Consider the following 11,656-nt stretch of genomic DNA (forward strand, 5'->3'; position numbering starts at 1 on the left):
GCCGTACGACACCGAGTCCGGCAACTTCCTCACCGAGGAGTCCCGGCCGCCGGTGCCGCCGCCGATGGAGCCGGACGAGATCAAGATGAACAAGCCGAAGTGGTGGAAGTTCGGCCGCAAGTAGTTCCGTCTCCAGCCCGGGTCTTGTGCCCGGGCTGTTCTCGGGTCTACGATCAGGACGATCGTACAGGACGATCGCCCTGGAGGTTGACGAATGGCGCCGACCGCGAGACAAGGTCAGGAAGTACGACTGCGGCTGATGGCGGCCGCTGTCGAGTTGATCCCGGAACGCGGGTGGTCCGCGGTCAGCACCCGGATCCTGGCGGAGCGGGCCGGTGTCACACCGAGCGTCGTGCACTACCACTTCTCGTCGGTGCAGGACGTCCTCGTCGAGGCCACGATCGGCGCGATGCGGCAGGTGCTCACGGCCACCGATGAAGTGTTCACCGCCGCGACCACCCCGGCCGCCGGGATCGACGCACTGCTGGCCTCGCTCGAGCAGTACGACGGCAGCGACCCGACGTCGTTGCTGTTCACCGAGACCTACCTGGCGGCGACCCGCGACGAACGCCTGCGCTCGCAGATCGCCGGACTGGTGACGGACTTCCGCGCCCGCGTCGCCGACTGGCTCACGATCCACCAGGTCGCCGAGCCGGCCGCGACCGCCGCCGTACTCGCCGCCGCGATCGACGGCCTGCTCCTGCACCGCACCTTCGGACCGGAGGACCCGGCCCTCAGAACCGTTCTGCAAAGGCTGGTGAGTTGAATGCACGCAATCATCTGTGGGGCCGGGATCGCCGGACTCGCGCTGGCACACCGCTTGTCGACGCTCGGCCAGGACGTCACCGTCCTCGAACGGAGCCCCGGCCCACGACCGCAGGGCTACATGATCGACTTCTTCGGCCCGGGGTACGACGCGATGGCCGCAATGGGCCTGCTGCCGGCGTTGCAGGAGGTCGCGTACTACGTCGAAGAGGCGACCCTCGTCGACGAACAGGGCCGCAAACAGGCGGGGATCACGATCCGGCAGTTCGCGGACGGCGACCTGCTCAGCGTGATGCGTCCCGACCTCGAGCAGGTGCTCCGCGATCACCTGCCGAGCGCGGTCGACCTGCGGTACGGCGCGACGCTCACCGGCGTGACGTCGCACGCGGACGGGGTACAGGTGCGGCTCGCGGACGGGTCGACGCTGGACGGTGACCTGCTGGTCGGTGCCGACGGCATCCATTCCGCCGTACGGCGGGAGGTGTTCGGGTCGTCGTACGTCCGGTTCCTCGGGTTCCACACGGCGGCGTACAGCTTCGACGCGCCGGCGATCCACGACGAGGTGGGCGAGCGGTTCTGCCTGACCGACACGATGGGCAGCCAGTTCGGGTTCTACGCGTTGCGGGACGGGCGGGTCGCGTCGTTCGCGGTGCACAGGACCGCAGATCCCGTCGTACCGGCGGACACGCGGGCGGCGATCAGGTCCGCGTACGACGGCCTGGGGTGGGTGGTGCCGCAGGCGCTGGCGTTGTGCCCGGAGCCGGAGCAGATCTACTACGACCAGGTGTCGCAGGTGGTGATGCCTCGGTGGAGCTCGGGGCGGGTCGTGCTGGTGGGTGACGCATGCGGGGCGGTGTCGCTGCTGGCCGGGCAGGGGGCGTCGCTCGGGATCGCCGGGGCGTACCTGCTGGCGGAGCAGCTGGTCGACGCGCCGACGCTCGAGGACGGGATGGCGGAGTACGAGCGGGTCTGGCGTCCGGTGGTCGAGGAGAAGCAGAAGGTGGCGCGATCGACTGCTCGTTGGTTCCTCCCACAATCACAGGTAGAGCTGGTCGCGCGGCGAGTGCTGCTGAAGGTACTCGGGCTGCCCGGGCTTCGCACGCTGCTACCCGCGGCCCTGGCCGGCAAGCCGACGACGCTGATCCGCGAGAGCGCCGAGGTCAACTCCCGAGTCGGCTGACCATCACGGGTGGATACCGCGGGTCAGTCGAGGACTGTGAGGTCGGTCGGGCCCAGGCGGAGCGTGCCTGAGGTGAGTGGGGTGGCGCGGATGCCGCCGTGGCCGCGGAGGGCGCGCATCGCGCCAGGGGCGAGGACCTGGTCCATCCACGCGCAGGGGTTCGCGGGCCGGTTCGCCTGGAAGGTGATGCCGCCGAGGGTGAAGCGGCGGCCGGGGACACGTGAGCCGTCGGCCGCCCTTCCGGCGGCGAGATCGTCGATCGGGAAGCCGCGGAGGGTGATGTTGCGGCGGGTCAGGTGTGGGTCGAGCGGTGTGGGCAGGTCGAGGACACGGACGACCTCGTCGAGGGAGGCGGCGTCGATGAAGGTGACGGCGGCGTTCTGGTGGACGGCCTGGCCGTAGTACCGGTCGCCGACGATACCGAGGCCGGCACGCACCTCGATCTCGGTGCGGGCGACCGGTGCGGGGTCCGGGCGCGGGCCGTCCTGCGGGCGCCCCTCGAACGCGTGCTGCCCGGACACGACGAAGGCTACGATCTCTACCTGCATGTCAGCCCCACGTCAGCGGGTCGAGGAGGCGGAAGAAGTGCAGGCGGCGCGGGTCCGGATCGGGTACGCCGTACGCCTCGAGGAACGGCGCCGGATCCGCGCACCACTCGTCGTGGAGCTGGATCGTGGTGAGGGCGAGGTCGGCGTACCGGTCGGCGATCCCCAGCCGGCCGAGGTCGATCAGGCCGGTCACCTCCAGGGTGTCGGGATCGAAGAAGATGTTCGGCAGGCAGGCGTCGCCGTGACAGACCACCGGCTCCAGCACACTCTCCACATAGGTGCTCTCGGCAACAACCTCCGCCAGCAACTCCTCCGGCGCAACCTTCCGCCATTCGTCGGTCAGGAAGGCCGGGTTGACAGCACCCCGCCGTACGACGTCCGCCGCCGACGCGATCACCTCCGCCAGCGGCCGCTCGAACGGGCAGTCCTGCACCGAGTGCAGCTCGCGCAGAACCCGCCCCAGACCGCCCATCGCGCGCACATACGCACTCGACGGAAGCGCGTCACCAGGTACGCCAGGAACGGCAGACGTCGTCAAACATCCACCGTCCGCCGACTCGAGCCAGTCGAGGACTGTTGCCCCCGGCAACCCGGTGCCGGACAACCAGCGGATCCGGTCGCGTTCGGCGGCCAGCTCGGCCACACCGGCCGGGCCGCAGCACTTCGCGTAGACGTTGTCGCGGCGGAAGACCGTCATGTCGGACTCGCCGACGTCGACGGCCGACCAGCCGTCACCCGGTGGCTTGAGCAAGTTTTTCCCTTGTGTGGTTGAGGATCGGCGAAACCGGCCGACCGGTGACCAGCTCGCCGTCGACGACGAAGCCTTCCTCGCGACCCGTCAGGTCCTGGATCAACCGCGCACGCCAGAGGTCCCGCAGCTCCGGCCGCGAAGACACCAGATTGTGCAGCTCATCAGGGTCCGCGACGAGGTCGAACAGTTGCTCGACGCCCCGATCCGACCCCCACACGTACTTGATCCTCCCGTCGGTCACCCACTGCAGCGACTGATCGAAGTGCAGATGCTCACCGTGCAACCACTCCCGAACGTCAACGGTCTCACCCCGCAGGAACGGCGCCAACGAGACGCCGTCCACCGACGAAGGCACCGGCACCCCGGCCAGGTCCAGCAGCGTCGGCATCACGTCCCGCAGCTCCACCACCTGATCGACCACCCCGCCGCGCACAGCGCCACCGGCAGAAGCACGGTCCGCCACGATGAACGGCACCCGCGCCGACCCTTCGTACGGCACCGACTTCCGGAACATCCGGTGGTCGCCCATCATCTCGCCGTGGTCGGACGTGAACGCGATGATCGTGTCGTCGTACACCCCGAAGTCCACCAGCGCCTCGCGGATCCGGTTGACCTGCAGGTCGATCTGCGCCATCAGCCCGTAGTACCCGGCGCGCGCACGATGCACCACCCGGTCCGGCAGGTCCCCGATCGACGCCTGATAGTCCCCGTCCTTCCGGAACGAGTCCCAGTCACCTTCCCAGTCCCCCAGCACACGTTCGTACGGCGGCAGCGCGTCGTACCGGTCGAACGCCCAGGCCGGCGGGTCGTACGGCGGATGCGGCCGGTGGAACGACAGGTACAGGAAGAACGGCTTCGTGGGATCCCGCCGGTACAACCACTCGATCGTCTGTGTCCCGATCCACGAGGTCGGATGCAGCGACTCCGCCTTGTCCCACGGCCGCGCGACCACCGAGTTGCAGTTCACCCCGTGGTCGAAGTACTCCGCGTCCGGCGAGACCCCCGGCTGCCGCCGCAGCCACGGCACGTAGTCGTCGAAGAACCCGAACTGCTGCCGGTGCTCCCGCCGCGAGTGGTGCAGGAACCCGTCGTGCAGTACGACGTCGTCGAACCCGAGCCGCGCCCGCTCCGGCCAGACGTGCATCTTCCCGATCGCCTGCGTGTGATACCCCGCCCGGCGGAACTCCCCCTGCACGGTCACCGGATGCGCGACGTCGAACGGTACGCCGTCGGTGTACCCGACCCGCCCGTGCCGCTCCTGCGACTGCCCGGTGAACAGGGCAACCCGAGCCGGTACGCACGTCGGCGTCGCGGAGTACCCGCGGCTGAACCGCACGCCGTTGCGCGCGAGTTCGTCCAGGTGCGGCGTCTCGACGTACGGGTGACCGGCGCACGACATCGCGTCGCCCCGCCACTCGTCGACACAGATCAGTACGACGTTGGGCCTCACGAGGACTCCCGGACGATCAGCTGCCAAGGGAAGTCGAACACTTCGCCGGGCGCGCCTTCGCGGTCGGTCAGCCGGCCGACGACGATGTTCGCCAGCGCCTCGTTGAACCCGACCGGTCCGACGGTGGACAGCGCCGGGTCGAGGTGCTCGCCCTCGGGGGTGTTGCCGACGCCGATGATCGCCAGGTCCCGCGGTACGTCGATCCGCAGCCGGTGCGCGGCCCGGACCGCGGCGATCGCGGCGAAGTCGGTCGTGCAGTACAGCGCGGTCGGACGGTTCGGACGGGACAGCAGCGCCATCGCGGCCCGGTACGCGCCCTCCGGGTGCTGCTCGAACACCTCGATGTCGTCACTGTGGATCGGTTTGCCGGCCGCGCGCAGCGTGTTCACGTACGCGTCGAAGCGGGCGAACCCCGTGGTCCGCGAGGTCAGCGCGCCGACCCGGTCGTGGCGCTCCAGCAGATGCTCGACGGCGAGGTGGCAGCGCGGCTCGGCACCGGAACGGATCACGTCGAAGCCCTGCGGTTCCAGGGTTTCGCTGAACACGACGATCTGCACACCCTGCGCGGCGAAGGCGGTCAGCTCCTCGGCCTGCGAGGGATCCGGCTTGACGCTGTCGATGAAGATCACGTCCGGCGTCCGGTTCGCCAGTACGGTCCGCCAGTCGCCGTCCGCGACGATCAGCGCGGTCTTGCCGAGCGGGCTCACCGCCGTACTGACGGTGGCCGCGACCGCCTGCGACCACGGGTCCGCGAGGTAGCTGAGCGACAGCAGGACCAGGTCCGACTTGCCGGTCCGGATCGCGCGGGCCGCGTCGTTGCGCCGGTAGCCCAGGCGCGACGCGGCCTCGCGGACCCGGTCCGCGGTGGAGTCCTTGATCGTGTGGCTGCGGTGCCGCCCGGACAGTACGTAGGAGACGGTCGCGACCGAGACGCCGGCCTCCTTCGCCACCATCCGCAGCGTCGGCCGCTCGGCCAAAGGTGAGGACATATCCCGATTCTGTCAGCCTTTGACGGCGCCGGTGATGACACCCTTGGTGAAGTGGCGTTGGAGGAACGGGTACACCATCGCGATCGGGACCAGGGCGACGACCACGACGGCCATCTGCAAGGACTGCGGTTGCGGCAGCGGGGTGACGCCGAGCTGGTCGGCCGAGAGCGATTTGCCCTGCAGGACGTACGTCCGCAGGATCACCTGGACCGGCCACTTCGACGTGTCGTTCAGGTACAGCAACGCGTTGAAGAACGCGTTCCAGAACCCGACCGCGTAGAACAGCCCGACGACCGCGACGACCGCCTTGGACAACGGCAGGATGATCCGCCGCAGGATGGTGAAGTCGCTGGCGCCGTCGATCCGCGCGCTCTCCAGCAGCTCGCCCGGCACGTTCATGAAGAAGGTGCGCAGGACAACGAAGTTGAAGGCACCGAGCGCCCCCGGGAGGATCAGCGACCACAGGCTGTCCAGCAGCCCGAGCTGCTTCACGACCAGGAACATCGGGATGATGCCGGGCGCGAACAGCAACGTGAACAGCACCATCAGCAGTACCGGCCGCCCGAACAGCACCGGCCGCGAGGTCGCGTACGCGAGCGCGATCGTCACCGCCAGCGCGATCGCCGTACCGACCACCGTCACGAACACGCTGACGAGGATCGCGCGGCCCATCAACCCGCCGCTGAACAGCGTTTGGTACGCCTTGAACGTCGGGTGCGACGGCCACAGCACGTACCCACCGGCGTCGATGATGTCGCGGTCGCTGGCCAGCGAGGTCGAGATGACGACCAGGATCGGGATGACGATGACCAGCGCGAAGCCGCCCAGGATGACCGCCTTGATCGCCTGGTACCCCGGAGACGGCTTCTCCTTCCAGACCGGTCTCATGAAACGCCTCGTTTCTGGAAGATCCCCGGCTCGCCGAGCCGGTGCGCCAGCGTGTTCGCACCCCACAGCAGCAACGCGCCCACGACGCCCTTCGCCAGACCGGCCGCGGCGCCGCTGCTCCAGTCGCCGCCGACCACACCGGCGTAGTACGTGAACGTGTCGAGTACTTCGGCAGCACCCGGGCCGACCGAGTCGCGTTGCAGGATGAACTGCTCGAACCCGACGCTGAGGATGTCACCGATCCGCAGGATCAGCAGCAGCACGATGACCGTCCGCAGCGACGGCAGCGTGATGTGCCACATCCGCCGCCAGCGCCCGGCACCGTCCGCCGCGGCCGCCTCGTACAGCGAGACGTCCACGGTGGTCAGCGCGGCCAGGAAGATGATCATCGCCCAGCCGGCGTCCTTCCAGATCAGCTGCCCGACGACGAGCAGCGGGAAGGTGTTCGGGTTGGTCATGAACGGGATCGGGTCCAGGCCCGCGTGCCGGAGCAGGTTGTTCACGAACCCGGCGCCGCCCAGCGACTGCTGGAACAGCGTCACCACCAGCACCCAGGACAGGAAGTGCGGGAGGTAGGCAATCGTCTGGAACCACTTCCGAAAACGGTTGCTGACCAGCGAATCGACGATCAGCGCCAGCCCGATCGGCACCGGGAAGAACAGCAGCAGCTGTACGCCGGCCAGCAGCAACGTGTTCCGCAACGCGTCCCAGAAGTCCGGGTTGTCGTAGAGGTTGACGAAGTTCTGCAGGCCGTTCCACTCGCTGTGCATGATGCCGAGGTACGGCTGGAAGTCCTGGAACGCGACCACGTTTCCGAGCACCGGCAGGTAGAAGAACACCAGCAGGAAGAGCACGCCCGGGATCATCAGCAGCACCATCTGCCAGTCCCGGGCCCACTTCGCCTTCAGCGGCAGGCCCGCCTTCACGGGCTTGGTCGATTTCAGCATCACTCAGGACACCGGCACGCTCGACGGCAGCACGGCCGCGAACTCGTCGCGCATCTTGTCACCGCCGCCGGACTTCCAGCGCTTCAGCGCCGCGTCGTACGCGTCCATCTGCTGCCGGCCGGTGACGATGTCCACGATGGTGTCCCGGAACGCCGCGGTCAGCTTCGGTCCGACCTTGCTCGAGGTGTCGGAGTACGTGCCCGCGGTCGGGTTGCGCATCGCGTACTTCAGCAGCTTCTGCTCGGTCGCGTAGATCTTCTGCGTGTCGGACGGGAACGCCGGGTTGAAGATCACGCTTTCCGGGGAGTTCATGATCTGCAGCGCGCTGACCAGACCGGGCGCCTGCTGGTTCCCGGCCTTGGTCAGCACCGGGTTCTTCTGCGCGTCGAGCTGGTACTGCTGACCCTGTACGCCGTAGTTCTTCTGCAGGTATTCCTTGGTGCCGAACGGCGCCGACAGGTAGTCCATCAGCGCGAGCAGCTCGCGGATCCGGCCCTCGTCGGTCTTCTTGAACGGCGTGAACCCGACCGTGCCGTAGCCCATGTCGTAGGTCGGCTTCGCCTTGCCGTCGTGGCCGAACGGGATCATCGTGTCGACGAACAGCGTCGGGTCCAGGTTGCGGAAGTCCGCGGTGGCCCGCGGGCCGACCACGACCTGCGCGGCGATCTGCCCGTTCACCGTCTTCGGCGTCGCGTCGGCCAGGTTGAGGTCCGGGTAGAACACCTTCGCGGCCCAGAGCTTGGCGGCGTACTCGACGGCGGCCTTGTAGTTGTCGGTCTCGTACAGGTGGGTCAGCGAGCGGTCCTTGTTCACCCGCCAGGTGTTCGGGGCACCGAACCACTCGCCGAACATGTGCAGCATGTTGACGATGGCCGGCTCGAGCGCATAGTTCGTGCCGCTGGTCAGCTCCTTGCACTTGGCAAAGAACTCGTCCGCGGTCGAGCACTGCAGTCCGCCGACCTTCGCCCAGGTCTTCGGGTTGCCCATCATCACCTGGCCGAACGGCGTCGACGGGATCGGAGCGCCCCAGATCTTGCCGTTCACCACGGCGGTCCGCCAGGAGGCCGGCTTCAGCGCGGCCAGGTTCGGGTACTCCAGGACGGCGTCACCGGACAGGTACTTGGTGAGGTCCTGGAACTTGGCCTCGAGCATCGGGCCGATGTTCGGGATGCCCTGGTTCGGCGGCAGCCACATCAGGTCCGGCAGCGAGTCGCTGGCGAGCAGCGTCGCGAACTTCTCCGGGTAGCCCGGGTCGGTGCCGATGGTCAGCTTCAGCTCGGCGCCGAGCGCCTGGTTCAGCGCCTGCCACATCGGGTTGCTGCCCATCGGGGGCGGCGGGGTCGCGAACGTCTCGGTGAGCGCGGTCACCGCGTTCTTCAGCGGTGGCGTCTTCACACTCGCGACGGCGTCCGCCGGGAACTTCAGGAACCCGGGCTCCAGGCCGGACTCGGCCCCCGGCAGGTCGGGGTGCAGCCCCTCGAACGGCTTGTACGTCGGCAGCTTGAGCTCGCTCGAGGCCTTCGCACCGCCGTTCGACGCGCCACCGTCTCCACAGGCCGCCAGCGTCGAGGCGCCGATCGCCGCCCCGGTCACCTGCAAAAACCGTCGCCGACTGATCATAGTTGCTCCAAGTTTCGAAGAAGTGCTCACTAACACTCACTTAAACGTTAACCCGGACCGTAAACCTCCGCCGCCCCTCAATGCAAGAGCCGACGACCGCGGGGACTCGAGAACCCGCGGTCGCCGGCCGTCGACGGTGTTTCAGAGAGTTGTCAGCAGTGCACGATCAGCCCCGTCAGCGCGGTGCAGGTGCGCGTCACCCTGTCGTTCGCCGCCACCGGATCGTCCGGTGAGCGGCGTACGCCAGACCGAGTGGATACGTACACTGTCCGTGGTCAACCATTCGGAAATCGCACTCAACCTTTCGTCGCGCCGGGGTGTCTTAGGGGGTGCGCTGCTCACAAGGAGCCGCGCACCTACTCAGGGGGATACCAAGATGATGAAGCGGATCGTGACCGGAGCTGTGGCGCTGGCTGGTGCAGGTGCGGTGGCGCTCGGCGGCGCCCTGCCGAGCCATGCTTCGACGCAGTCCGTTGCGGCGAGCAACAGCTCCGCCGTGACCTACAAGGTGCGGTACTTCAACCACTCCAGCGAGGGCTACCACGCGAGCGCCGTACTGCCGGCGACCTGGAAGTCGGTCGTGATCGGCCCGTGGCAGGCGCGCTTCGACGACACCGCGCACAACCGGATGATCCGGTTCAACACGTCGTACGACGGCAACCACGGCACGGTCACCGCGCTGAACCAGAAGATCAAGTCGCTCAAGGGCACCCGCGGCCTGCACATCGTCGGCACCTCGACGGTGACGATGAAGTCGACGTCGGGCCTCGGCCCGTTGCGGGTCAGCACCGTCGTCTACACCTACCGCAGCGGCAGCACCACCCGCTGGGTCGCGACCCGGTACGTCGGGACCTCCGGCCGGAACGCCGACGACGTCGAGATCTCGGCCGCCGGCTCACCCCGGGACAGCAAGCTGCTCGGCACCACGTTGAACAAGGCAACCGTTTCGCTGACCCTCGCGGGCTAACCGATCCCGGTCGTGCTCTCCCGGACCACGAGGCTGAACGGGGCCTGCAGGCGGACGGGTTCCGCGCCGGGTCGCTGATCGCGTAACGCCTGCAGGGCCAGGCGTGCGATCGCGACCCGGTCCGGGGCGACGGTGGTCAGCGTCGGGAGGGTGGCGAGGTCGTACGGGATGTCGTCGAACCCGACCACGGCGACATCCTGCGGGATCCGGAGCCCGCGCAGTACGAGCGCCCGGATCGCACCCATCGCCAGCCAGTCGGTGGCGGTGAACACCGCGTCCGGCGCCGGATGGCCCGCGTCCAGCCAGCTGCCGAGGGTCTGCTCGGCGTCCTGCCCGCGCAGGCCACCGGCCGACAGCACGATGTCCTCGTCGACCGGCAGGCCGGCCGCGGCGAGCGCATCGCGGTACCCGTTGATCCGCTCGTCGTCCATCCGCGGCCCGGGCGCCAGCGCCATCACGTGCCGCCGGCCGAGCGACAGCAGGTGTTCGGTCGCCACCCGGCCGGCTTCCCGGTTGTCGATCCCGACGTGATCGGCGTGATGCTCGGTACCGGCCTTCTCCCCGAGCAGTACGAGCGGCAACCCTGGGGCACGGCCCTGCACATCCTCAGGCGTCAGGCCGAGCGGGCTCATCACGATCCCGTCCAGCCGGGCCGGATGCCGGTCGTTCAGCAGCGCGAGCTCGGCCTCCCGGCGGCCGCCGGTCTGGTGGAACTGCACGATCCAGCCGAACGCCTCGGCCTCGTCGAGCATCCGCGCCGCCAGCGACGCGAAGTACGGACGGTCCAGCTGCGGTACGGCGAACGCGATCACGCCGCTGCGGCCCTGGGCGAGGTTGCGGGCCGCGATGTTCGGCCGGTACCCGAGCCTGTCGATCGCGGCGAGCACCTTCTGCCGGGTCTCCTCGCGGACGTGCTCGGCGCCGTTGACGACGTTCGACACCGTTTTCATCGACACCCCGGCCGCCTCGGCGACATCGGTCAGGCGCGGCCTCATAGCTGGCAGGATCTCATTTGAGGCCGGTATGAGCCATTCCGGCCAGGATCCGGCGCTGGAAGACCACGAACACCACGACCACCGGCACCAGCGTCACCACGCTCATCGCGAACAGCGCGCCCCACTCCGAGCTGCCGGTCGAGTCCAGGAAACCGCGCAGCGCGACCGGTACCGTCAGCCGGGTCCTGGTGGACAGGTAGATCAGCTGGCTGAAGAAGTTGTTCCAGGTCCAGATGAACGAGAAGATCGCGGTCGTCACCAGCGCCGGCGACAGCAGCGGCAGGATGATCCGCCGGTAGATCCCCCAGTACCCGCAGCCGTCGATCCGGGCCGCGTCGTCCAGCTCGACCGGGATCGACCGGATGAACTGCACCATCAGGAACACGAAGAACGCGTCGGTGGCCAGGAAGCTCGGCACGATCATCGGCCAGAAGGTGTCGATCCAGTTCAGCTTCCGGAAGATCGAGTACTGCGCGATCAGCGTCACGTGCGCGGGCAGCATCAGCGTCGCGAGCATCAGCCCGAACAACGTTTTCCGGCCGACGAACGTCATCCG

12 protein-coding genes are annotated in these 11,656 nt (G+C 68.4%); 3 read left to right on the plus strand and 9 right to left on the minus strand.

The window, feature by feature from the left end; translation table 11 throughout:
• Positions 1-214: 214 nt before the first annotated feature.
• Together VFF46_RS02800 and VFF46_RS02805 are read left to right on the plus strand one after the other, a co-directional pair.
• Positions 215-766 (plus strand): TetR/AcrR family transcriptional regulator, encoded by a 552-nt coding sequence (locus tag VFF46_RS02800; RefSeq protein WP_325035401.1) that lies wholly within the window; start codon positions 215-217, stop codon positions 764-766.
• Positions 767-1,945 (plus strand): FAD-dependent monooxygenase, encoded by a 1,179-nt coding sequence (locus VFF46_RS02805; RefSeq protein ID WP_325035402.1) that lies wholly within the window; start codon positions 767-769, stop codon positions 1,943-1,945.
• A gap of 23 nt (positions 1,946-1,968) precedes the next feature.
• Here the strand turns inward: VFF46_RS02805 and VFF46_RS02810 are convergent, their stop codons facing one another.
• From VFF46_RS02810 to VFF46_RS02840, 7 genes are read right to left on the minus strand one after another with little or no spacing between them, the layout of a single operon-like run.
• Positions 1,969-2,493, minus strand: a complete 525-nt coding sequence (locus VFF46_RS02810) for an MOSC domain-containing protein (protein WP_325035403.1) — start codon at positions 2,491-2,493, stop codon at positions 1,969-1,971.
• Position 2,494: 1 nt separating this feature from the next.
• Positions 2,495-3,244 carry an aminoglycoside 3'-phosphotransferase gene (locus VFF46_RS02815; RefSeq protein ID WP_325035404.1) on the minus strand — a complete coding sequence of 250 codons (750 nt, stop codon included), beginning with the start codon at positions 3,242-3,244 and terminating at the stop codon, positions 2,495-2,497.
• On the minus strand, positions 3,225-4,694 hold the full coding sequence (locus VFF46_RS02820; protein WP_325035405.1) for an arylsulfatase: 1,470 nt from the start codon (positions 4,692-4,694) through the stop codon (positions 3,225-3,227). Before VFF46_RS02820 ends, VFF46_RS02815 begins: the two co-directional genes overlap by 20 nt.
• The gene (locus tag VFF46_RS02825) at positions 4,691-5,683 is read right to left on the minus strand and encodes a LacI family DNA-binding transcriptional regulator (protein WP_325035406.1); all 993 of its coding nucleotides are present in this window, start codon (positions 5,681-5,683) and stop codon (positions 4,691-4,693) included. The genes VFF46_RS02820 and VFF46_RS02825 overlap by 4 nt, the downstream gene beginning before the upstream one ends.
• 12 nt (positions 5,684-5,695) lie before the next feature.
• The gene (locus tag VFF46_RS02830; RefSeq protein WP_325035407.1) at positions 5,696-6,571 is read right to left on the minus strand and encodes a carbohydrate ABC transporter permease; all 876 of its coding nucleotides are present in this window, start codon (positions 6,569-6,571) and stop codon (positions 5,696-5,698) included.
• A complete protein-coding gene (locus VFF46_RS02835; protein WP_325035412.1) occupies positions 6,568-7,518 on the minus strand; it encodes an ABC transporter permease in 951 nt (316 codons plus the stop codon). The genes VFF46_RS02830 and VFF46_RS02835 overlap by 4 nt, the downstream gene beginning before the upstream one ends.
• A gap of 3 nt (positions 7,519-7,521) precedes the next feature.
• Positions 7,522-9,138, minus strand: a complete 1,617-nt coding sequence (locus VFF46_RS02840) for a sugar ABC transporter substrate-binding protein (protein WP_325035408.1) — start codon at positions 9,136-9,138, stop codon at positions 7,522-7,524.
• Positions 9,139-9,514: 376 nt separating this feature from the next.
• Here VFF46_RS02840 and VFF46_RS02845 point away from each other — a divergent pair, with 376 nt between their 5' ends.
• Positions 9,515-10,105: a hypothetical protein gene (locus tag VFF46_RS02845; RefSeq protein WP_325035409.1), complete on the plus strand. Its 591-nt coding sequence runs from the start codon at positions 9,515-9,517 to the stop codon at positions 10,103-10,105.
• On the opposite strand, the gene VFF46_RS02850 is transcribed toward VFF46_RS02845, so the two are convergent.
• Both VFF46_RS02850 and VFF46_RS02855 read right to left on the minus strand, forming a co-directional pair.
• Complete coding sequence (locus tag VFF46_RS02850) at positions 10,102-11,100, minus strand: LacI family DNA-binding transcriptional regulator (RefSeq protein ID WP_325035410.1); 999 nt, start codon at positions 11,098-11,100, stop codon at positions 10,102-10,104. The two genes, VFF46_RS02845 and VFF46_RS02850, sit on opposite strands and share 4 nt — an antisense overlap.
• A gap of 13 nt (positions 11,101-11,113) precedes the next feature.
• The coding region (locus VFF46_RS02855; RefSeq protein ID WP_325035411.1) for a carbohydrate ABC transporter permease at positions 11,114-11,656 on the minus strand (543 nt) is incomplete at its 5' end.

It is taken from the genome of Kribbella sp., assembly GCF_035655035.1.
In the GTDB taxonomy this organism is placed as follows: Bacteria; Actinomycetota; Actinomycetes; order Propionibacteriales; family Kribbellaceae; genus Kribbella.

What these genes read in the sequence shown, in the direction of transcription:
- VFF46_RS02800 (WP_325035401.1), top strand. Translation starts at nt 215, where the DNA reads ATGGCGCCGACCGCGAGACAAGGTCAGGAAGTACGACTGCGGCTGATG.
- VFF46_RS02805 (WP_325035402.1), top strand. Translation starts at nt 767, where the DNA reads ATGCACGCAATCATCTGTGGGGCCGGGATCGCCGGACTCGCGCTGGCA.
- VFF46_RS02810 (WP_325035403.1), bottom strand. Translation starts at nt 2,493, where the DNA reads ATGCAGGTAGAGATCGTAGCCTTCGTCGTGTCCGGGCAGCACGCGTTC.
- VFF46_RS02825 (WP_325035406.1), bottom strand. Translation starts at nt 5,683, where the DNA reads ATGTCCTCACCTTTGGCCGAGCGGCCGACGCTGCGGATGGTGGCGAAG.
- VFF46_RS02830 (WP_325035407.1), bottom strand. Translation starts at nt 6,571, where the DNA reads ATGAGACCGGTCTGGAAGGAGAAGCCGTCTCCGGGGTACCAGGCGATC.
- VFF46_RS02835 (WP_325035412.1), bottom strand. Translation starts at nt 7,518, where the DNA reads ATGCTGAAATCGACCAAGCCCGTGAAGGCGGGCCTGCCGCTGAAGGCG.
- VFF46_RS02840 (WP_325035408.1), bottom strand. Translation starts at nt 9,138, where the DNA reads ATGATCAGTCGGCGACGGTTTTTGCAGGTGACCGGGGCGGCGATCGGC.
- VFF46_RS02845 (WP_325035409.1), top strand. Translation starts at nt 9,515, where the DNA reads ATGATGAAGCGGATCGTGACCGGAGCTGTGGCGCTGGCTGGTGCAGGT.
- VFF46_RS02850 (WP_325035410.1), bottom strand. Translation starts at nt 11,100, where the DNA reads ATGAGGCCGCGCCTGACCGATGTCGCCGAGGCGGCCGGGGTGTCGATG.